Origin of the sequence: Membranihabitans marinus (assembly GCF_019802045.1) — a bacterium.
GTDB classification, from domain to species: Bacteria; Bacteroidota; Bacteroidia; order Chitinophagales; family Saprospiraceae; genus Membranihabitans; species Membranihabitans marinus_A.
Map to the genome: position 1 here is coordinate 93,202 of NZ_JAHVHU010000005.1, position 20,839 is coordinate 114,040.

17 protein-coding genes are annotated in these 20,839 nt (G+C 43.5%); 7 read left to right on the plus strand and 10 right to left on the minus strand.

Translation table 11 applies throughout. The features are described from left to right. Positions 1–27 precede the first annotated feature (27 nt). Positions 28–2,199: a hypothetical protein gene (locus tag KUV50_RS04860; protein ID WP_222578976.1), complete on the minus strand. Its 2,172-nt coding sequence runs from the start codon at positions 2,197–2,199 to the stop codon at positions 28–30. Positions 2,200–2,406: 207 nt separating this feature from the next. Here KUV50_RS04860 and KUV50_RS04865 point away from each other — a divergent pair, with 207 nt between their 5' ends. The 3 genes from KUV50_RS04865 (at position 2,407) to rlmB (ending at position 5,641) form a co-directional block, all read left to right on the plus strand. Continuing rightward, complete coding sequence (locus KUV50_RS04865) at positions 2,407–3,405, plus strand: aspartate-semialdehyde dehydrogenase (RefSeq protein ID WP_222578977.1); 999 nt, start codon at positions 2,407–2,409, stop codon at positions 3,403–3,405. A gap of 229 nt (positions 3,406–3,634) precedes the next feature. Further along, positions 3,635–4,900, plus strand: coding sequence for a hypothetical protein (locus tag KUV50_RS04870; RefSeq protein ID WP_222578978.1), 1,266 nt, complete (start codon positions 3,635–3,637; stop codon positions 4,898–4,900). Then, a complete protein-coding gene (rlmB, locus tag KUV50_RS04875; protein WP_222578979.1) occupies positions 4,901–5,641 on the plus strand; it encodes a 23S rRNA (guanosine(2251)-2'-O)-methyltransferase RlmB in 741 nt (246 codons plus the stop codon). It abuts the gene before it with no gap. 133 nt (positions 5,642–5,774) lie between these two features. On the opposite strand, the gene KUV50_RS04880 is transcribed toward rlmB, so the two are convergent. Beyond that, positions 5,775–5,969 (minus strand): hypothetical protein, encoded by a 195-nt coding sequence (locus KUV50_RS04880; RefSeq protein ID WP_222578980.1) that lies wholly within the window; start codon positions 5,967–5,969, stop codon positions 5,775–5,777. A 261-nt stretch (positions 5,970–6,230) separates the two neighbouring features. Here KUV50_RS04880 and KUV50_RS04885 point away from each other — a divergent pair, with 261 nt between their 5' ends. Continuing rightward, positions 6,231–6,668, plus strand: a complete 438-nt coding sequence (locus tag KUV50_RS04885) for an RrF2 family transcriptional regulator (protein WP_222578981.1) — start codon at positions 6,231–6,233, stop codon at positions 6,666–6,668. 457 nt (positions 6,669–7,125) lie between these two features. Here the strand turns inward: KUV50_RS04885 and KUV50_RS04890 are convergent, their stop codons facing one another. Further along, positions 7,126–8,217, minus strand: coding sequence for a Gfo/Idh/MocA family protein (locus KUV50_RS04890; protein ID WP_222578982.1), 1,092 nt, complete (start codon positions 8,215–8,217; stop codon positions 7,126–7,128). Between the two features lie 280 nt (positions 8,218–8,497). Here KUV50_RS04890 and KUV50_RS04895 point away from each other — a divergent pair, with 280 nt between their 5' ends. The 3 genes from KUV50_RS04895 to KUV50_RS04905 are packed head-to-tail and all read left to right on the plus strand — an operon-like array spanning position 8,498 to position 12,556. Then, positions 8,498–9,862, plus strand: coding sequence for an aminopeptidase P family protein (locus tag KUV50_RS04895; RefSeq protein ID WP_222578983.1), 1,365 nt, complete (start codon positions 8,498–8,500; stop codon positions 9,860–9,862). Positions 9,863–9,874: 12 nt separating this feature from the next. Continuing rightward, positions 9,875–10,999 (plus strand): saccharopine dehydrogenase family protein, encoded by a 1,125-nt coding sequence (locus KUV50_RS04900; RefSeq protein ID WP_222578984.1) that lies wholly within the window; start codon positions 9,875–9,877, stop codon positions 10,997–10,999. 30 nt (positions 11,000–11,029) lie between these two features. Then, complete coding sequence (locus KUV50_RS04905; protein WP_222578985.1) at positions 11,030–12,556, plus strand: aldehyde dehydrogenase family protein; 1,527 nt, start codon at positions 11,030–11,032, stop codon at positions 12,554–12,556. A 158-nt stretch (positions 12,557–12,714) separates the two neighbouring features. On the opposite strand, the gene KUV50_RS04910 is transcribed toward KUV50_RS04905, so the two are convergent. The 7 genes from KUV50_RS04910 to KUV50_RS04940 form a co-directional block, all read right to left on the minus strand. After that, positions 12,715–13,182: an Lrp/AsnC family transcriptional regulator gene (locus KUV50_RS04910; protein WP_222578986.1), complete on the minus strand. Its 468-nt coding sequence runs from the start codon at positions 13,180–13,182 to the stop codon at positions 12,715–12,717. Between the two features lie 12 nt (positions 13,183–13,194). Then, entirely contained in the window at positions 13,195–15,708 is a 2,514-nt protein-coding gene (gene topA / locus KUV50_RS04915; RefSeq protein WP_222578987.1) for a type I DNA topoisomerase, read from the minus strand. Positions 15,709–15,874: 166 nt separating this feature from the next. Further along, the gene (locus tag KUV50_RS04920) at positions 15,875–16,396 is read right to left on the minus strand and encodes a DUF6794 domain-containing protein (RefSeq protein WP_222578988.1); all 522 of its coding nucleotides are present in this window, start codon (positions 16,394–16,396) and stop codon (positions 15,875–15,877) included. Continuing rightward, entirely contained in the window at positions 16,393–16,755 is a 363-nt protein-coding gene (locus tag KUV50_RS04925) for a hypothetical protein (RefSeq protein WP_222578989.1), read from the minus strand. The genes KUV50_RS04920 and KUV50_RS04925 overlap by 4 nt, the downstream gene beginning before the upstream one ends. Beyond that, a complete protein-coding gene (locus tag KUV50_RS04930; RefSeq protein ID WP_222578990.1) occupies positions 16,752–17,960 on the minus strand; it encodes a metallophosphoesterase in 1,209 nt (402 codons plus the stop codon). The genes KUV50_RS04925 and KUV50_RS04930 overlap by 4 nt, the downstream gene beginning before the upstream one ends. 122 nt (positions 17,961–18,082) lie before the next feature. Beyond that, positions 18,083–18,436, minus strand: a complete 354-nt coding sequence (rplS, locus tag KUV50_RS04935) for a 50S ribosomal protein L19 (protein ID WP_222578991.1) — start codon at positions 18,434–18,436, stop codon at positions 18,083–18,085. Positions 18,437–18,533: 97 nt separating this feature from the next. After that, a complete protein-coding gene (locus tag KUV50_RS04940) occupies positions 18,534–20,783 on the minus strand; it encodes a PKD domain-containing protein (protein WP_222578992.1) in 2,250 nt (749 codons plus the stop codon). Positions 20,784–20,839 lie beyond the last annotated feature (56 nt).

Sequence of the window (20,839 nt, forward strand, 5' to 3'; positions counted from 1 at the left end):
AACGTTCCAGGGTAGCCCATACAGCACCTAATTGTTTGACAAAACGCATGTTTTCTTAATAATTCTTTTGTGACCTTCCATGTCAAAATAATAAATCCAGAATAAATATAAACCTTCCGGAAGTAATAAACCTGTTTCTTCTGAGCCTTTCCAAATAAATGTTTCTCCGCCTTGTACGGGAATTGCATCAGCCAGGGTTTGAATTTTGTGCCCGTGCAAATCAAAAATTTCAATGGTCACACTCCCTCCCACGCCGGGTGTTTTCAAGGTGATCTCCAACTCGGATGGTGATCTGCCCGGGGTAGTAAAAATTGTTGAGGAAGAAAATATCACCTCTACACGGGGCTCTAGTTCCCACTCCGGTACAAACCCGGGACTCCGATGCCCGAACTGTACGAATCCTGATCGCCATTTATTGCGTTCAGGTATAAAGATGTTTCGTTCAAGCGCGATTCCTTTGGGGTTGGAAAAAATTTCATTGTGATCATAAGGCCCATAACTGGCCTCATCTACAATGCGGTTCACCGGGTCTACCGCTGCCAGTATCAGGTGCCCCCCTCTGTTTGGAAGACTAAAGCGGGGAACTACAAACACCGATTCGTTCCGCACTTCCTGGTAACACTTTTTAAATCCGGACCCCGCGGCGGTAAGAACCCGACTTTCGTTCGCAGACCACTCCACGGGTACATTCAAAGGTATGGGACTGGCGCCTGATCGCTGAAGTATCAACTGATCCCAAACCACACGCTCTCCTTCCAGGTTGGAAATCTCCAGATATTCGGGACAACCCGCCGGAGGATCATACATTAATTCAGTGAATAGCAATCCATATTTTCGTCCCCGGTTCGGAGGTTTTTCCACGATTGTTGTATCCAAACTGATGCCCGAACCTCCACATCCTTGATAATCCGCGATTATCCGGAGTACAAGTGAATCAGCTCTGGTAAAACCATTTTTAAAATAGATTTCAACCAGACTCTTTTCCTCTCTGATCTTAATAGCAAAAGCGTGGTTGGATGCAATTGATGGAGCAAATCCATTCTGACCTAAAACCAAAGACGGATAAGATAAAATACCGGTTTGAGAATTCTTCCAATGAAATGACACAGAACCAGAGTCGAGGGTAGAAAACCAGCCGTTCTCCTTACCTGGTGTTCCATCAACTGTTGCAGATTGCAGCCAATTATCAGTTCTACACGGCTTAGTAATATCGATCATTTCCCAACTATAATTGCCACCATCTTCCGGCAAATACACCACGTGTATAAGATCATTTAAATGGAACAATCTTATTTCACTAAAAGAACCTTCTTTATCAACAAACTCATGGATAGGAACGGCTATTCCTTCCGCGGCCCATACACTGGTTGAATCAGCTATAAGGGTATAATCCCCAGGAATAAATAGTATCGGTGGAAGCTCAAAAATCAAACCATCCAGCAGAATACGCAATCCAGTAACACACACAGGATTCATAAAAGAATTATAGAGCTCAATAAAACAACCTGAAGAATTTTGAGGGATTCTATATTCACTAATAAATATATCACCTGGAACTATTCTTAGGATCCCTGTTTCTGAACCTGTCCCGACATTGACATGATGAAAAACAAAACCGGTCGATCTTGATTTGGTATAGGTACACCGGATCAAAATTGCATGGATCCGAACCGGACTTTCCGTTTCCCACGGCAACTGATATAGGGAATCTTCTGATTCGTTTTGGATGGAAAGAACGGTTTTACTTATCGTCAAAAACCACGTCGAACGATCAGCGCCTGCTCCGTACAAGCCACGCCAAATAGTACTTTTTCCAATCAATTTTTCATTTTGATGGTAGGTCAGCTGGACACCATCCTGGTCACCTGATTCTCCAACGACTAAGTGGAGTGATCCAGCATCCTGATTCAGGCTATCCCGAAATCCAACAACCACTTCCAATCGGTTGTTAGGTGAAGGTGGAAAATCAAGAGAGAATGATAGCTGAAAAAGGGTAGCCGATTTTTCGCTTTTCCATACTAATTCAGTATTCCGAGCCTGGTCGTCGTTCAGTTGCCAGCCCGATGGTGTCGTCAGGATCCGCTCGGTATCGCCCGACCATTCGGCAGGGATCCGCAAGAGATCCCTCCAATCACATTTTTGGGCATGCAAAGAGCTGACGCTATAAATTAAAATGAAGAGGAAATAATATTTAGCCATGGATATCGGGTATGTCCAGGAAAAACGTATCTTTGCCCCCATAATTTACGACTAAAATGGCATAAATAAAAAGAAGTTAAAAACAATTTGGAACCCTGGTTCTTTTGCAAGTAGATGGGACATCTGCGAAAGAATTCAACCAGCTTTTTTAGATTGATCTTGAAATTCTGTTTTATAGGCTGTTTTTAAACCAAAATTAATAAATAAATGAAACTAGCAATCGTTGGTGTAACCGGTCTGGTAGGTCAGGAAATCTGCCGGGTTATCGAAGAATTTAATTTATCATTTGATGATCTGTTGCCTGTGGCATCAGAACGTTCCATTGGAAAAACAGTTGAATTAAAAGGAAAAAAATATAGCGTTATAGGACTTGAAGAAGCACTTCAGCGCAAACCAGATGTAGCCATTTTTTCTGCAGGGGGTGCTACGTCCCAGGAATGGGCCCCGCGATTTGCAGAAGCAGGAACATTTGTTGTAGATAATTCATCGGCCTGGCGTATGGACCCCACTAAAAAACTCGTCGTTCCGGAGATTAATGCTAAAGATCTTACCGCCGATGACCGCATCATAGCTAACCCAAATTGTTCAACCATTCAGATGGTACTGGCAGTATCTCAACTTCACAGAAAATTCAATATCAAGCGATTGGTGATTTCCACGTATCAATCCATCACCGGTACAGGCGTCAAAGCAGTAGATCAGTATGAAGCAGAACAAAAAGGTAAATTGGTCGATGCACCGGCTTATCCGCACCCTATTTTTGACAACTGCCTTCCACACTGCGATGTATTCCTGGACAATGACTATACCAAGGAAGAAATGAAACTGGTCCATGAAACGCGAAAAATATTAGGAGATGATTCGATCGGTATTACGGCAACCGCGATTCGGGTACCAGTTCATGGCGGACATTCTGAATCAATTAACATCGAATTTGAACATCCTTTTGATATCGAGGAGGTCGTCACTGTCCTTCAAAACACAGAGGGCGTGGTCGTACAGGATAATCCCGCCAATGGGGAGTATCCCATGCCACTAATGGCCAAGGGCAAGAATGATGTGTTTGTAGGTCGGATTCGTCGGGATGACAGCATCGAAAATGGTTTAAATCTCTGGGTAGTAGCAGATAATCTGCGTAAAGGAGCTGCCACCAATGCGGTTCAAATCGTACAACATCTCGCCAAGAACATTTTGGTTGCTGTATAAAATTCAGGATCTGTAATTTTTCGCGCGCATACCTCAAAGGTCTGACTATAGTGGTATAAGAAAGTCCGATGAGAATGAAGAAATATAGTTCTCCAGATAGTAAAATAGATGGTTGACCGAAAGGCCGTTCGTCAAACCATAAGAAAGTTGTGAATAATCCGTTTTAGATCCGGATAAGATGAAATTGAATTGTTTGTTAGCACACAAGCATTTTAAAAAGTAAATAGTTATGAAGGATAGGTTAGTTTTTTGGGGTAAAAAAGAAAAGGAACAAAAAGTTCTGATCACCATTGATCTTCACGAAGATGAAGGAACATACGATGTGCAGGTGATTAAGGGGTCAGATGTTACAGAGGAATTTGATACCATGGTCAGAAATGAATGGCGAAACAACGCGGCAGAAATAAATTTTCCTGAAATCCTTGAAAAATTCACCAAAGAACTGAGTCTAACGCAGGATATTTTGCCCCATGAATACGAAGTGGATCGGGAGGATCTGCTCAAAATGGCTCAGGCTGAGTGGAATTTCTTTGTGTTATCCAGACGGCTTAAAAATGCCTACAATAACGAGCTGGAGGATTACGAAGAACAAATCGAGAAACTGGAAGATTATAGTCAGGATCTCTGGAACAACATGAAGAACTTTTGGGGCAAAGTCCAGAAGCAGATCAGGGAACGTAATCTGGCACGACGACACGGGAATGACCTTCGAAAAAGAACCAATGCAATATTTTCGACCCTAAAAGCACTGCGCGCAGAATCTGAAAAAAAGTTTAATGCAGAATCTTCAGCTCACAGGGCAAAATTCATGGACCAACTGAAAACCATCGAAAAGAAAATGGAAGGCGGTCAATCGCTTCGAAACCTATTTGATCAACTCAAAAAAATTCAAAACGAATTTAAAAAATATCGGTTTACACGTCAAGATCATTCAGCTGTATGGGACAAACTGGATGGATTGTTCAAAGAGGTTAAAACCAGAAAATATGGTCAATCAGCCCAAGGAAGCGATCCACTTGAAAAATCGAAGCGTCGAGTTGATGGTCTGAGTTCAGCTGTAGACCGCATGAAAAGATCGATCAGTAAGGACAAAAAAGAGTTGAAATTTCAAAAATCAAAGATCGAGCGCGCGGATGGTCAGCTTGAAGCCCAAATCCGTCAAGCTAAGCTGGTCATGCTCGAAGAGCGAATCAACTCCAAACAAGCCAAGTTGGATGATATGCTCAAAACGGAGAAACAACTCAATCAACGTGTCGCTAAACTAAAAGCGCAAGCTGAGAAGGACAAAGCCCAACAAAAGATTAAAGATCGCATTGCAAAAGAAATGCAAGAAAAACAGGAAAAATTAAAGCAGGATCCGGAGATTCTGAAAGCCGCTGCTGAAATCACGGGTAAAAGTGCCCCGGCAGGAAATGAAATTCTCAGAGAAACTGTAGAAGTCATTCAAGCCGCGGTCACAGCGTCGCAGTCCATCCATCAAGATGAAGAAGAATAGATGGAATCGAATCAGTCTCAAATCGTTATAGGTCGGAAACCCGTATTGGATGCACTGCAGAATGAAGACCCGATTTCCAGTATCTGGATTGATCGCAGTCTCCGCGGTGCCGAAGAGATTAAGATCCGTCAAACGGCCAAGGAGTACTCCATCCCACTCAAGCGGGTAAGCAGGCTGGTGCTTGATAAAAAAACCAAGGCCAACCATCAGGGTGTGATTGCTTATACCTCCCCCATCCGGTTCGCAGACATCGAAACGATCATAAATCACACTTATGCTCAGGGCGAGGTACCGTTGCTTTTGTACCTTGATCGAGTTCAGGATGTTGGAAATTTTGGTTCGATTGTTCGCACGGCGGAAGTCATGGGTGTACACGCTATTATTATTCCAGCTCAAAAAATGGCTCCGGTCAATGACCAGGTTGTCAAAATATCTACTGGAGCGGTATTCCATATACCGATCTGTCGGGTGAACCATGTTCAGAATACGTTGCAGTTGATTCAGAATCAGGGTATCCGTATCATAGCGTCTTCCCTGAAAGATAAAACCCCGATCCAAAAGATTGATCTTACCGTCCCTGCCTGTCTAATCGTCGGCTCAGAAGATACCGGGATTTCTATCGAAATCGAAAACATGGCCGACGAACTGTTTATCATCCCCCAATATGGTCAAACCGATTCACTTAATGCTGCTGTTGCCACCGGCATGATGGTTTATGAGGCGATGAGACAGAGAGGATGAATTCAGAATGTAGATTGTTGATTGTTGATTGTAGATTGCAGATTAAGGAGAGCTTACTGAACAATTTACATATTAGCGAAGGTTAACCCGGATTACTGGCTTCAATTAAGATTTCCGGAAGTGGCTTCAATATTTATGATTTGGTGGTTTTTGCCGGGCAAATTTTATTCGTCTTGCCTTTTTTAGTGAATTTAAAAAGCACCTCAGGTGCCATGTCTAACGGCCCATCTTTGATCTGCCCATCATAATCCTCAAACTCTAAACCGTCATCCCAATATAAAGTACTTCCATCGCATTTCACTTCAGAAAGCTTCTTTGATAATTGCATCCTCAGTGGTTCAGCCCGGGCTAGAAACGACCGTGGTTGGCACACCGTCTTTGGTTGTACAGGCTTTGTATGAGGGATGTGTATAGGGAATAGTGCCCATCATCGATGATGAGCTACCAACCGTCACCTGGTCTGCCACTTGCCAAGTGTCAGAAGTCCTGGAATCATTCTAAATAATCCATTTTATAAAAAAGATTTTGAACCGTAGAAAAATTAGTTCTACATTTAAGTCTTGGAAGTCTGAAATAATCTAAAATCCAAATGAAAATCCTATCCAGAGCGTGCAATTACGGAATCAGAGCGTTGATCTATATGGTCGCAAATAATGGCGGACAGGAGAATACCAGCATTGGTGAAATCTCCGAGGAACTGGATATATCCTTTCATTTCCTGACCAAGACTTTCCAGGAATTGAACCGGGCTAACCTATTAAAATCATCACGAGGTCCCAATGGTGGTGTCGCACTGACCCGGCCAGCTGCAGATATTTCAATGATGGAAATCATCCTGGTCATCGAAGGCGACGACTTTTTTGACACCTGCTTGTTGGGTTTACCTGATTGTGGCAATGGTGCCCCCTGTCCTATTCATGAAGTTTGGAAGGATAAGAAGGACAAAATGAGACTTGAATTTGAAACGACTTCATTAGCTGACTTGGGAGTCAGAGTCAGTGAGGATAAAATGCGAATTACAATTTAAAAAACTTATTACAGGATAAGATATAATAGTCTTATATCTTATAACAATCCTCAACCTTAATCGCAATTCTCCCATGAAAAATAATCGAAATTTTCTTACTTTTCTTATGGTACATTTAGGGCGCGGGTTGTTTTTGAATGGGACACCCGGGCTTTTTTATTTTAAACATTGTGTTCTTTATTGGTTCAAAGAAAAACCAAAAGGGCGCGGAACTGCAAAAAGGAGACTAAACGACGGGCAGGAGATAATGTTACAAAAGCAATGCGTCTGTCGCTGTGCTTGTGCCACCTTAGCGGTGCACGATCCTGCTCCAAAGTGACAAAAGTACCGTTCTTTAGAAATAACGTCAGTCCGGGAGCTGGAAGCTCCGGCTACATTTAAATCCGGAGCTGTCCGCCGGCGGATCCTCGGGAAAAACTTCTGCTCATCCCACAATCCGAATTCTAAAATCTGAACTCTAAACCCTCACCTTCTTACCTGTTTCCGCCGCCTCATAAATCGCTTCCACGTACACCATATCCTGCAAACCTTGTGCACCGGAGGCTATGACTGGTGTGTCATTTTGGATATTTATCGCAAAAGCATCCATTTGAGCTGCCTGCTGATTGTGGTTTTTAATATTCATTGATTCTCCGTTGATCACCCCTTTCAACCCTCCATATGAAAATGCAGGTTCGATGGCATACCATCCTTTCTCTGTAGATACCCGGAAGTAATTACTTCGAGCTGCATAGCTGCTTCCACAATTTGCGATGACTCCTTCTGGAAACTCCATCTGCCAGAATATACTCTCTTCCATGCCCGGTAGTTTGTCCGGGATTGATTTGTAGGATTGCGCCGTGATGGCTATCGGTTTAAGCTGTGATCCATACAGTGTGGCTTCAAGACTGTAAAGACCGATATCCATCAATGGTCCGCCACCTGACAGCGAGACATCTGTAAAACGCCAATTGCTCCCATTGATCCCATAAAATGAAAAGTTGGTATCCATGACTTTGATTTTCCCATAGGTTTCATTTTTAGCAAAATCCATAATCTGCTTGTGGTGAGATTCGTAGCGGAGCCGGTACCCAATCTGGAGTTTGCGACCGGCTTTCTCACAGGCTGCAATCATCTTCCGGCACCGGTCGGAGGAAATTTCCATTGGTTTTTCACAGATGACATGTTTTCCCGCTTCAGCGGCCCGAACAGTGAACGGCATATGCAATGCATTGGGCGTGACAACGTACACAATATCAATGGCGTCATTATCCGCAATAGAATCAAAGTTATCGTAACTATATACATTCTCATCAGGGATATTGTACTTATCCTGCCACTTGGGCACCTTTGACGGTGAACCCGTGACAATGCCCGCCAAATAACAGTGTTTGGTTTCCTGAAGAGCCGGCCCCAATTGACCAGAGGCATACCCACCTAAACCAAGCAATGCTACTCCTAGTTTTTTATTTCTTTTTTGCTTCCGCATGGGATAGAAGCCTGGTGAAAGAAAGGGTGCCGCCATTGCTAAAGTTGTATTGGTTTTGAGAAAAGATCTTCGATTGGTCATTTATTTTTTACTTTTATTGATGGTATTGTTCGTGCAAACTGTCCTTCACAAGTTCTTCTTTTTATCTCATACTTGCAAATACGGAGAATATATTGCTCAAACAAGTTATGTCAAACCAGGATTTGTCCTATATAAATCACACCATCTGAAATTAAGGATTTCGAGGAAGTTCTTCAGTAGTCTTTTTGTCTTAGCATTTTATGTTTTATCTTCCCGTTCGATCTGCTTTGCACGTATGAAGTAGTTTATCCTTTGATTGATACACACAAAAAATCATTATATGTTTGTAAATACTGTTTATAAAAACCGAAGAAGAATCCTTAAGCACCGTGTGGATCACGGCATGATCTGGCTACAGGGGAATCAGGAAGTGGGGATGAATTATACCGGCAATCCCTTTCCTTACCGGCAGGATAGCAATTTTCTGTACTACACCGGGGTAGAAGCACAGGGCATGCATCTGATCATCGATATCGAGGAAGATAAAGAATATCTGGTAGGAGATGACCTGACAGTTGATGAAACCATCTGGGTAGGTGACCTACCCGACATGGAAGCACATGCCGAGATAGCTGGTATAGCAAATATTCTTTCCCTGGAGAAACTACCCGGCATTCTAAAAAAAGCCCTGTTAGGTGGCCGTCAAATACATACCTTACCCTTGTATCATGGCTATCAGGAAACACTTCAAAGAGAATTAATCGGTCCAGATCAGGAAACATCTGAATCCCTTATCCGAACCATTGTGGGTCAGCGATCGATCAAAGAGGACCGAGAGTTGCGTGAAATGGAAGATGCTCTTCGAACCACAGCTGAGCTACATCATATGATCATGAAAAACTGCAATGAGGGCGTATCCGAGCAAGAATTGTACGCCCGGGGCATGGAGATTGTGTTAAAAAATGGTTGTCGTCTGGCTTACAATGCGATTGTAACCATACAGGGCCAGACACTTCATATAAATACTTACCAAAATCAGCTTAGGAAAGGCAAAATGTTGCTCTGCGATATGGGCGCGGAAAATGCCATGCATTACTGCGCTGATATTACCCGGACAACACCGGTAAATCGAAAATTCAATGCGCAGCAAAAAGCCATTTATGAAATCGTTTTGGATGCATTAAAAAAATCGACCGCCATGGTTCGCCCCGGAGAAGAATTTAAAGACATTCATCTTTTTGCTGCCCGGGAAATGACTAAAGGATTAGTAGAACTCGGACTGATGATGGGTGATCCCGATGAAATCGTCGAAGAAGGGGCCCATGCCCTGTTTTTTCCCCATGGACTGGGACACATGGTCGGAATGGATGTACACGACATGGAAGGTTTGGGTGAAAAATTTGTGGGTTACGACCCGGTTACCCAACGATCGGAAAAATTTGGCACCTCCAATCTGCGCTTGGGTCGAAAGCTGGAAGAGAATTTTGTGATCACGATCGAACCCGGCTTATACTTTATTCCCAACTTGATCGAACTGTGGAAAAGTGAAAACAAGTTTAAAGATTTTATAGCTTATAATAAACTCGGCGAATGGATGGATTTTGGGGGTGTACGGATCGAAGACAATGTCCGGGTGACGGATCATGGGAGCGAAATTCTCAATCCACTTATTGCCAAGGAGATCCATGAAATAGAATCCATGTAAAACTATAAAAACATGACAAAAAAGATCATTATCGCAGGAGCGGGGGGAATTGGCAGAGCCTGTGGATTAATCTTATTGCAACACCTGGGCAAAGATGTTTCGCTTAGCCTCGCTGACATCAATGAAGATCAATGCAATCAGGCAGAGTCATGGATTCAGGAGGCATACAATCAGTCCGTCACCCTGAAAAAAATCGTATTACCACCTAACCCCGCCACAAACTGGAATCCGGAGGGAGAGCTGCTCCTCGACTGTACGCCGGGAGCGTTTGCAGCGGACATGGCCTCCATAGCCCTGAGACAGAACATGCACTATGCCAATCTTACGGAAAATGTCCCAGCCACCAAAAAAATTTATCAATTAGTCCAAAACGCCACTACTGGTTTCGCTTTACAAACCGGGCTGGCGCCTGGCTATATTAATCAACTGGGAAGACTCATGGCGAGCCAGTATAGTGAAGAACATCCCGGACACACCATTGATAGCATTAAAATGCGAGTGGGAGCCCTGAGTCAATATGCGTCATCACCGGGATTTTACGCCTTTGTATGGAATCCGGTAGGAGTCAGTACAGAATATCTCAATCAATCAGAAGTCATCGAGCAGTATCGAAAAGTCACCAAACCTTCCCTGTCTTCTCGCGAACAAATCATTCTCAAAGGTATACGCTATGAAGCCGACCTTACTTCGGGAGGAGCAGCAGATCTGCCAGAATTTTACAAGAACAAAGTACGGCAATTGAATTACAAGACTCTTCGTTATCCCGGTCATTTTGATTATATTGATCAGATGAAAAGAGAACTCGGAAATGATTTATCTGTAGATGCGTTGCTCAAAAAAATGAGGGCAGACATTCCAATGCATGATCAGGACCGGGTTTTGATCTACTGCGCCGTAAATGGAAAAGATAAGACAGGTAGTTCTTATGAGATAATCCGGCACGGCGAAATCTATCCGGCCCAGTACGGATCGGTTCAAGTAACGGCTATCCAACGAGCCACTGCTGCCTCTTTAGCACAGACGGCGCTTTTACTCCTGACCAACCGATACAGCGGAGTGTTGACCCAAAGCCGGTATCCTCTGCAAGAATTCCTTAATGGTGACATTATTCGAAAACACTATGGGTCGGTAATCTAGTGCAATGATCACAACATATTCATTAATACTATGAAGCATTCATTTTTTCAAAACCTCGGCATAGACAACCACCTTTCTAAAACGGCTTCAAGTCCAGATGATCGACGCAAGACAGATTACCTGAGTTCCGTATCCCCAATTGACGGTGATGTTCTGGCTCACTTGCCCGTCACTTCCCGACCAGAATATGATCATACCATTACAAAATTGAATTCCAGTTTTGCGCAATGGCGGGTTTTTCCGTCTCCCAAACGAGGTGAAATAATCAGACAATATGGGTTGAAGCTCCGGAAACATAAGATCGACCTGGGCAGGCTCGTCTCTGTCGAAATGGGGAAAAGTCTGCAAGAAGGACAAGGAGAAGTTCAGGAAATGATTGATATTTGTGATTTTGCGGTCGGTTTATCCCGACAATTATACGGCAAGACCATCGCGTCGGAACGACCACAACATCATATGCTGGAACGATGGCACCCATTAGGTATCGTTGGAATTATTTCTGCTTTTAATTTTCCGGTAGCCGTATGGTCATGGAACGCTATGATTGCCCTGGTGTGTGGCAACGTGTGTCTGTGGAAGCCGTCAGAGAAGACTCTTCTTTGTGCCCTGGCATGTCAACAGCTTCTACAGGAAGTCCTTGATGAGAATAACATTAATTATCCCATATCAGCTGTAATCACCGGCGGCAAAGAAGCAGGTCAATGGTTGGCAGCAGACCCAAACATTCGACTACTTTCTGCAACAGGAAGTGCAACCATGGGTCGAAATGTTGCATCCAGGGTGGGAGAACGACTCGGAAAAGTTCTGCTGGAACTCAGTGGTAATAATGCTATGATCATCACACCGAGTGCAAATCAAGAACTTGCCTTGACCGCTGCAGTGTTTGGAGCAGTAGGAACCGCTGGTCAACGTTGTACCAGCACCCGTCGACTGATCATCCATCGATCCATTTACAAGGATTTTACAGAAAAATTGAAAAACGCATATGCTCAGTTAAGAATAGGCAATCCACTCGACAAATCGATGCATATCGGTCCCCTGATAGATCGAGAGGCAGTTTCTTCTTATCACAAGACGCTTGATGCCATCCTTCAACAAGGTGGTCAATTTCTGGTGGAAGGAGGCACCATCAATCCACCGGGTCTGGAGAAAGGTTTTTACGTAAAGCCTGTGATCGCTGAAATAAGCCCGGAAGCGGAGGTTGTTCAAAATGAAACATTTGCACCAATTCTCTATGTTATGAAATACGATACCATCGAAGAAGCCATTCGTTATCAGAACAGCGTTAACCAGGGTCTCTCAAGTGCCATAATGACCACTGACGTTCAGGAATCAGAACGCTTTATTTCTGTCGAGGGATCAGATTGTGGTATTGCCAACGTCAATATAGGAACCAGTGGAGCAGAAATCGGTGGTGCCTTCGGTGGTGAAAAAGAGACCGGTGGTGGTCGAGAGAGCGGCTCTGATGCCTGGAAGACATACATGCGACGGCAGACTATCACCATCAACTTTGGAGATAGTGTTCCGCTGGCACAGGGAATTAAGTTTGACATTTGATTCCAGGTTCCACATTGCGAAACCAATCGTGTGCTATGGCATTATACCTTGTTGAAAGACTCGATTCTTTAATCCAAGTGGATTAGGAATCACATTGGTCCTCTCAATGGTATTTTGGGCCACCTCGTTTCAAAGGACGAACAACAAACAGCTCAATTTTAATTGAAATCCAACAGTTCGATGGGAATATTCTTTTGAAATTCATGTCCAAAGCTGATCATGGTTTCGGTCTGCTGAATATCATTGAGGGCATCCAGCCGTTCAAAGACATCGCGGAGGTGTTCATTATTGCGAACGACTACTTTCAATAAGAAAGAATAATTTCCGGTCACATAACTACACTCAATAATTTCAGGAAACATTTTCAGTTTTTCGACAATTTCTGCGGACTTGCTGGTATCTTTCAGAACGATTCCCATATAAGCAAAAGTATCAAAACCAAGCACTTTCGGATTGAGTTTGACTTCGATTTTATCAATCACCTTTGATTCTCTCATCTTAGCAATGCGCTGGTGGACCAAGGTATTGCTAATCCCTAGGTCTTTGGCTATCTGAGTATACGCTTTTTTGGCATCAACGATCAGCTCATTAAGAATTTTAAGATCTGTTTCGTCAATTTTTATCATTTTTCATGAGGTTTATTTTTTAGGGCTTTTATTAACGATTTCCATCACATCTTCCAAGGTCCAATCCATCAAGTCCTCTTTGGTATACTTTTCTCCATCGGCTTTTTTGGGCAGTGAAATACTCTTGCGTTTATAACGGATAAAAGGGCCCCACCGTCCATTTTCGAGGGCAACTTTTTCTTTATCCCACTTTTGAATGTATCGATTGGCTTCTTTCTCCAGTTTTTTCTCAATCAACTCGATCATTTCATCCTGGGTCAAATTGTCGGGATCGTATTTTTTTGGAATGTTGACATAAATCTTATTTATCTTCAAAAAAGGTCCAAACCGTCCTTTCCCTTGGGTAACGGGCTCTCCTTTATAGGTCATGATCGGTTCATCCGCTTTCTTTTTTTCACGGATAATTTCATAGGCACGATCCTGTGTTACTTCAAACGGATCTTCGCCGCGAGGCAATGAAATAAACTGGTCTCCCCATTTTACGTAGGGTCCATACCGACCCACATTTACCATGACTGCTTTGTCTTCAAACGGTTCAAAATCCCGCGGCAGATCAAATAGCTTCAATGCTTCTTCCAATGTAATGGTTTCAATACTCTGTCCTGGTCGTAAATTGGCGTAATCGGGTTTTTCTTCTTCCCCGATTTCGTCAAAATGTCCTTTTTGAATCAGCGGTTTTCCAAACCGAGATATTCGTGCAATAATCTGCAACCCCGTCTCTGGGTCTTTACCCAGTAACCGTTCTCCTTTGAAACGATCAGCTTCCTCGAGTGTTTGATTAACGTTTTCATGGAAAGGACCGTAAAACTTCGCAAGCATAGTTTGCCATTCCAAAGTACCTTCGGCAATTTCATCGAATTCCTTCTCAATATTGGCCGTGAAGTTATAATTCATGATTTTCTCAAAATGCTCGTCAAGAAAATCGGTCACCACCATCCCCATATCGGTCGGATACAATCTATTTTTGGTAGCACCCGTGGTTTCTGTTTCATTTTTTTCATTGATCTTTCCATCACTCAAGGTCAGAACTGCATAAGATCGTTTCTCACCTTCCCGGCTTTCTTTGACAACATATCCGCGTCCTTCTTCCATGATTTTACTAATGGTTGGAGCATAAGTAGATGGCCTTCCAATCCCCTGTTCTTCCAGTTTCTTGACCAGGCTGGCTTCTGTAAACCGGGCGGGAGGTCGGGTGAAACTTTCTTTCCCGGTCATCGACTTCAAATCCAGTTGCTGACCTTTTTGAAGAGGGGGCAACATTCCTTTTGCTTCTTCTTGTTCGTCATCATCATCATCCTTAGCCTGGATATAGAGTTTTAAAAAGCCATCAAAAATAAGAACTTCTCCTTCTGCGCGCAACTGATCGTCCTGACGAGTAGAAATATCAATATCTACAGTAGTCTTTTCAAGCTTTGCATCTGCCATTTGACTCGCTACCGTTCGTTTCCAAATCAGTTCATACAATCTTTTCTGATCAGAATCGGTCCCCAGATTGCGTTGATTAAAATTGGTAGGTCGAATGGCTTCATGCGCTTCCTGGGACGAACCCGATTTGTTTTTGTATTTACGGACCTGGTGGTATTTGGATCCATACTCCTGTTCGATGGTTCTTCCTATACTTCCCAAAGCATCATTACTCAGCGCAATAGAATCTGTTCGCATATAAGAGATGTGACCTGCCTCATACAGTCGTTGTGCTGTCATCATCGTCCTTTTGACCGCAAAATTTAGTTTGCGGCTGGCTTCCTGCTGCAAAGTCGAAGTAGTAAAGGGGGGCGCTGGTTTTCGCTTGAGTGGTTTAACTTCGATATTTGCTATGGTGAACTCTGCGGGCTTGCAATCCTCTAAAAACTTTTTTGCTTCATCCAGCGTAGAGAGACGCTGCGGGTATTCCGCTTTAAGTTCTACCCATTTACCTTCCTCATTTCGGAGCTTAAACAACGCTGAAACCTTAAAGAAGTTGGTGATTTCAAAATTGTTTATTTCGCGTTCTCGTTCCACAACCAGCTTGACAGCTACTGACTGAACTCTTCCTGCACTCAGCTTTCCTTTAATTTTTTTCCACAATATCTCCGACAACTCGAACCCCACTAACCGATCCAGAATACGGCGTGCTTGCTGTGCATCAACAAGCTTTTCATCCACAGTTCGCGGGTTGTTTATCGCTTTCTGTATCGCTGATTTGGTTATCTCACGAAAAACAATCCGCTCAGTTGTCTTGGGATCAAGCCCCAGCACCTCACACAAATGCCACGATATGGCTTCCCCTTCCCGGTCTTCATCCGTCGCCAAGACTACCTCATCGACCTTTTTCATCATGGATTTAAGCTCCTTGACCACTTTTTTCTTTTCCGGTGAGACGGCATATTTCGGTTTAAAGTTGTGTTCGACATCGACCGCATTGTTTCCTTTTTCAAGGTCACGAACATGTCCATAACTGGATTTTACAATATAGTTTTTACCTAAAAATTTCTCAATGGTTTTAGCTTTCGCCGGGGACTCTACGATGACTAGCTTCTTTGACATGTGGGACTTTTTATTTAAATGATTGGATCGAACAACTGTATGGATCGTCGATCTTACAATCTGTATTTTTTAATTAAAGCGAGTATTAACAACTCGCTTGTGACCGGATATGTTCATCCTGGTCATCATAAATATTTTGCAAGTATAGGGATTTTTGATCGAATCATCAGGGTTTGTCACGAGCTAAATTCTTCACCTTTTCTGCTCTGACAATGCGTTCTTGTATCACTCGATCAGCGAGCGATTCAAGAGCCAGTGGTTCATTATTCAGGTGGCGATGCCAGGCATACATGATCATCCGGGTCATATCATCCGGATAACTGACCCCTAATTTATTAAGCGCCACTGTAAGACGACTTCCCAGCTCCATGCCCCAGTTTAAGTTAATCCAACGGCCAAAACTAAAAAACACCTTATTTACCGCTACGGAGTCTTCTCTGGATCTAAATTTCCTTTTGCCATCGTCATCCACGATTTCATCTAAGATACGCAACGCATCCGGCAGGTCTTTGGGGATGTAGAATCCATTGATGTGGCTTTTCTGAATTCGTTTCAGGTATTCCTTTTGATACTCTTCTGCAAAAGTAGTTATTGCCGATTGCTCTTTGTTCAGATGCAAACTATCCTGGCCTGCTACTAATAGAGGGCACAACAGCACTATTATACCGGTTATGATGTAGTACTTCATGGAGTCATTTTTTCAAATTTCAACCGAAACCGAACCTGTTGAATTTCACCATGCAAATCCAATTCCGTGGAATCGACATAAAAGACATTAAACACGATGGGATCTTCTGCAAGAATAGTCACTGAATCATTTTCATAGGTGTACTCGTTGTTTCCAAATGCGATAATGTTCGTGAATAAAGAATCATTGGTAAATGTAAAGTTCAGTCCATCCAACGTGGAGGTGGTTCTACCCTGACGAACTGCTTCTTGTAAAGTCCAATTCCCGAGAATCAATTCTCGTTTTGGATCGTGACTACTACATGCCAGCAAAAAGATTGCGCTCAGAACTATGATTAGTATGCGTGCTACAGTATTCATGCCTTCTTCAATTCAATTAAGGTAATTTCGGGAAGAATACCGACCCTTCCCGGGTAACCCAACACCCCATATCCCCTGTTAACGTATAAGTACTGGTTTTTAGTTTGATACAAACCCGCCCATTGTTTATAAATATATTGTGCCGGGCTCCATCGTCCTATACCAGGTATTTCAAATCCGAACTGAAAGCCGTGCGTATGTCCCGACAAGGTCAGGTGAATATCCTGATTTTTATTGGTGACTTCGGCATTCCAATGGGTCGGATCATGGGATAATAGCAATCGGAAGTCGGTATCTTTCATCCCATTACGAGCTGCTTTTAAATCGCCTTTTCTGGGAAATCTGGGCAGCGTGCTATAATTTTCTACGCCGATGACACCAAGCTGACTATCACCTACCTGGATAGTTCGGTGCTCATTGCGCAATAAATCCCACCCCATCTGGCGATGTTTGTCTTCAAATGAACGATCATTTTCTATTTTTTCACGCTCGGATTTCCAGGGGTGGTAATCTCCGTAATCATGATTCCCCATGATGCTAAATTTACCAAAACGAGATTTAATTTGTGAAAAATACTCCAAAAACGGATCGACTTCATCGGCCGTCGAATTCACCAGATCGCCCGTGAACACAAAAAGGTCAGGATCCAGTTCGTTGATCATTTCAATCCCTTTCCATACGGGTTTTTGCTCGGGAAATGTACCGGAGTGGATATCGGAGATCTGTACGATTCTCAATCCTTCCAAATCAGGATGAAGGTCTTTAATTGCCAATTTTTGATGCAGTACTCGGTACCTATAAATATTTCGAATTACTCCATACCCCATCACCATAAAAGGGATAGACCCCAATACAACAGATGTTTTTTTAATAAAAGCCTTCCTGGATTGACGATCTATACGGACTGGTTTTTCTCCGGAAATGTTTTTGCTGACCCATCGTATTCCACGAGCTATATCCTGTATCATCAAAGGAAAAACAAAAGCCAGCTTAGAAAAAAAATACACAATTACACAAGCACGCAGATAAATCGCCATTTGGTGCCCCAAAAAGGTATAATCCATAAAAAGATAGAAAAAGTAAAGGTATACCACACTGTTCAGAAGCCAGAATAACCAGACGTGATGTCTGATAAAACGAACCTGCCGTACCATCCTGGTGGCATAGATATCAAGCACTAATAAAATAAAAATAAAAAATACCATCTTCACAATTCAAAGCCATTGGAATCTGACGTCTAAGGTCTTTTTATAATAGTACAATACAAAAAAACGCCATGTCTTTTGCAAAACACGGCGTTCTATCATTTTGTTTACAGAAAGCGAATTTACTTAAAGGTTCTACGCTCTCGTATTTTAGCTTTTTTACCAACCAGATTTCGAAGGTAATAGATTCGGGATCTTCTTACCCGACCCTTCTTTAGAAGTTTGATCTCGATAATATTTGGCGTGTTGATTGGAAAAATTCGCTCCACTCCAACCCCATTCGATAGTTTTCGAACGGTGAATGTCTTATAATGACCGGCTCCGACGACCTTGATCACATCACCTCTAAATGCCTGGGGGCGCTTCTTACCACCCTCGACGATATTATAAACCACTTCAATGGTATCTCCAGCTTTAAACACCGGAAAATCCTTGGTTTCATAATTTTGTTCTTGTACAAATTTGATCGCGTCCATTGTATTATTGATTAGCGTTTGACGAATACTGCCTCCATTATTTCCGGCATAGCGGGTGCAAAGATAGGGTTTATTTTTAATTTTATTACAATCATTCCTAATTTATCAATAAAACTTCACCATAGACTTGCTTGGGCCGCTTTCGGGCATCCTGATAATTCACCAGATACACGTAGAGTCCCGGCGGAGCTTGTCGGCCGCTTTCTGCGATCGTACCGGACCACCCATGCGTAGGATCCGTGCTGGTAAAGACCGTGTTGCCCCACCGATCATACACCTTCATCACAAAATTCTGCATGCCCAAAAACACCCCCACCCCCCGGAACACATCGTTCATCTGATCGCTGTTGGGTGTAAAGGCGTTGGGAACCGTATAAATTACGATGGGTTCAATATCGACCGGCCGGGTCAAGGTATCCATGCAACCATTCTCATGAATGGCAATAAGCGACACATTATAGATTCCCGAATCCGGAAAATTGATCACCAGGTCCTCCGATGAATACGAGCCCAACCGATCAATCTCCCAGGAATAGGCCACGGCTGCTTCGGACCTATTAGTAAAGGTGACCCGTTTGTCCAGGTTCGTTGGTCGCGCTGGATTGTAATCAAAGTCTGACACGGGCGAAGGTTGGGTCGTGATCATCCGCGGAAAAAATGCAGACACCTCACACCCAATCGGTGACACCACATGCACACCCACGTCGTATTCACCTTCTTCAGTATAGATATGCTCGGGTAAATACCCCTTCCCGGTATTTCCGTCGCCAAAGTCCCAGGTAATATCATAAGTGGGGTCAACAGGAGGGGGTAAATTATCAAATCGTACCGCTGCCGGCAGGCAAGCAATCTCGATCTGGGATCGAATCACTTCTTCCGCCGGAACCGGGTAATAGGGTAACTTCTTCCGGATTGTTTCCCGACATTCATTTCCATCGACCACCGTGAGCCCCACATCCCAGGTCCCTGGTGACTGATAACGATAGGCAGGCTCTCTCGCACCAGACCGCCCGCCATCTCCAAAATCCCAAATATATTGGGTGATTCCACCGTCTGCATCGGAGAACGAGGTATTCGTAAACTCTACATCTCCGGCGATGCAGGTATCGTACGCAAAATCAAACTCTGCACCGATGTCGGGCAGCACAGAAATGGTGATATCGGTACTGTCACTGCAGTCGGTCCCTTCATTTACGATCAACTGCCCCTGATAATTACCCAAACGGGGAAAGGTTACATCCACATTTTTTTCCCGGTAAACCTCCTCTTTTCCGTCGATATTAAACGTCCATCTGTACGTATCGATAAACCTTTCTTCATAACTAGAATCCCGAAAAGGAACTGTAAATTCACCGCACGAACGCATCACGGCATTGGACTCATCAATCATCACAGCGGACTCTATCCGTGCAAATACGGTCGGATCACATTGAGCTACATTAAACTGGAATTCCCGGTTAATTTCACCAATTTTCCGGCCATCCCGAAACTCTTCGGCAACAATGGTAATGACAAACTGACCCTGAATCTCAGGTTTTCCCGTAATCAGACCCGTTTCAGGGTCAATCGCAATCCGTGGATTCCCACCCATGGGATTGGATTCAGAATACAGCGGTGAACGGTATTGCGCTTTCTCAAAAGGTGGTGGACAAGGCGGGGTCGGTTTCACCCCATTGCATGCCGTGGCATCACCGGGATTCGTAAAAGAACTTCCTTCAAGACCACCACCGACCAGCGGGGTTCCGAAGCGGTAACTTATGGAATCACCCTCCGTATCCGACACAGAGTGATCAAACGAAAATTCCTGGTCGACACAAACCACCGTCGGAGGAAAATTATCGAAGGTCGGACTATCATTGCAAGTTTCCATAGACTCCGGTGTAATCTCCACAAAAAAGGTGGCTCCAATGCTGCCGGGGTCGACGATGTTGTTAATAGTATTGTTGCGGCAACATCGTTGGTAGACAATATAATAGCTTTCCGAAGACGGCCATTGATTAAAATTAATTTCAAATTCATATTTACCCCGTTCCACACATAGTCCCGGTGGTAGTATCAGACAAGGATACTCCGGTGGATCAATCGTTTCACGGCTCGACAACTTTACCTGGAAGCTCCCAGCCAGTGCATACCTACTGCCCCCCCGATAGATCGCAATGGAAGCATCGCCATCCAATTGTGCTGCATTTTGCTGCGGCCTGCAATCGCGATACACATACATTGTCACGCGATACTTTCCATTACCGAGACACTCATAGGACACATCACCCCCTATAATATGCTTGGCCGTGAGCTGCGGAGCAAACATCGAAATAAATCCGAGTATGATATAAATCTTCCAGTTCATCTCTCTTAAAATACCTGATTTTTTTGAAAAGGTAGTAATTATCCGGATACAAATTT

Coding starts and splice junctions, on each gene's coding strand:
- KUV50_RS04940 (WP_222578992.1), bottom strand. CDS start 20,783: ATGAACTGGAAGATTTATATCATACTCGGATTTATTTCGATGTTTGCT.
- KUV50_RS04885 (WP_222578981.1), top strand. CDS start 6,231: ATGAAAATCCTATCCAGAGCGTGCAATTACGGAATCAGAGCGTTGATC.
- KUV50_RS04860 (WP_222578976.1), bottom strand. CDS start 2,199: ATGGCTAAATATTATTTCCTCTTCATTTTAATTTATAGCGTCAGCTCT.
- KUV50_RS04880 (WP_222578980.1), bottom strand. CDS start 5,969: ATGCAATTATCAAAGAAGCTTTCTGAAGTGAAATGCGATGGAAGTACT.
- rplS (WP_222578991.1), bottom strand. CDS start 18,436: ATGGACGCGATCAAATTTGTACAAGAACAAAATTATGAAACCAAGGAT.
- KUV50_RS04890 (WP_222578982.1), bottom strand. CDS start 8,217: ATGACCAATCGAAGATCTTTTCTCAAAACCAATACAACTTTAGCAATG.
- KUV50_RS04925 (WP_222578989.1), bottom strand. CDS start 16,755: ATGAATACTGTAGCACGCATACTAATCATAGTTCTGAGCGCAATCTTT.
- KUV50_RS04930 (WP_222578990.1), bottom strand. CDS start 17,960: ATGGTATTTTTTATTTTTATTTTATTAGTGCTTGATATCTATGCCACC.
- KUV50_RS04870 (WP_222578978.1), top strand. CDS start 3,635: ATGAAGGATAGGTTAGTTTTTTGGGGTAAAAAAGAAAAGGAACAAAAA.
- KUV50_RS04895 (WP_222578983.1), top strand. CDS start 8,498: ATGTTTGTAAATACTGTTTATAAAAACCGAAGAAGAATCCTTAAGCAC.
- rlmB (WP_222578979.1), top strand. CDS start 4,901: ATGGAATCGAATCAGTCTCAAATCGTTATAGGTCGGAAACCCGTATTG.
- KUV50_RS04910 (WP_222578986.1), bottom strand. CDS start 13,182: ATGATAAAAATTGACGAAACAGATCTTAAAATTCTTAATGAGCTGATC.
- topA (WP_222578987.1), bottom strand. CDS start 15,708: ATGTCAAAGAAGCTAGTCATCGTAGAGTCCCCGGCGAAAGCTAAAACC.
- KUV50_RS04905 (WP_222578985.1), top strand. CDS start 11,030: ATGAAGCATTCATTTTTTCAAAACCTCGGCATAGACAACCACCTTTCT.
- KUV50_RS04865 (WP_222578977.1), top strand. CDS start 2,407: ATGAAACTAGCAATCGTTGGTGTAACCGGTCTGGTAGGTCAGGAAATC.
- KUV50_RS04900 (WP_222578984.1), top strand. CDS start 9,875: ATGACAAAAAAGATCATTATCGCAGGAGCGGGGGGAATTGGCAGAGCC.
- KUV50_RS04920 (WP_222578988.1), bottom strand. CDS start 16,396: ATGAAGTACTACATCATAACCGGTATAATAGTGCTGTTGTGCCCTCTA.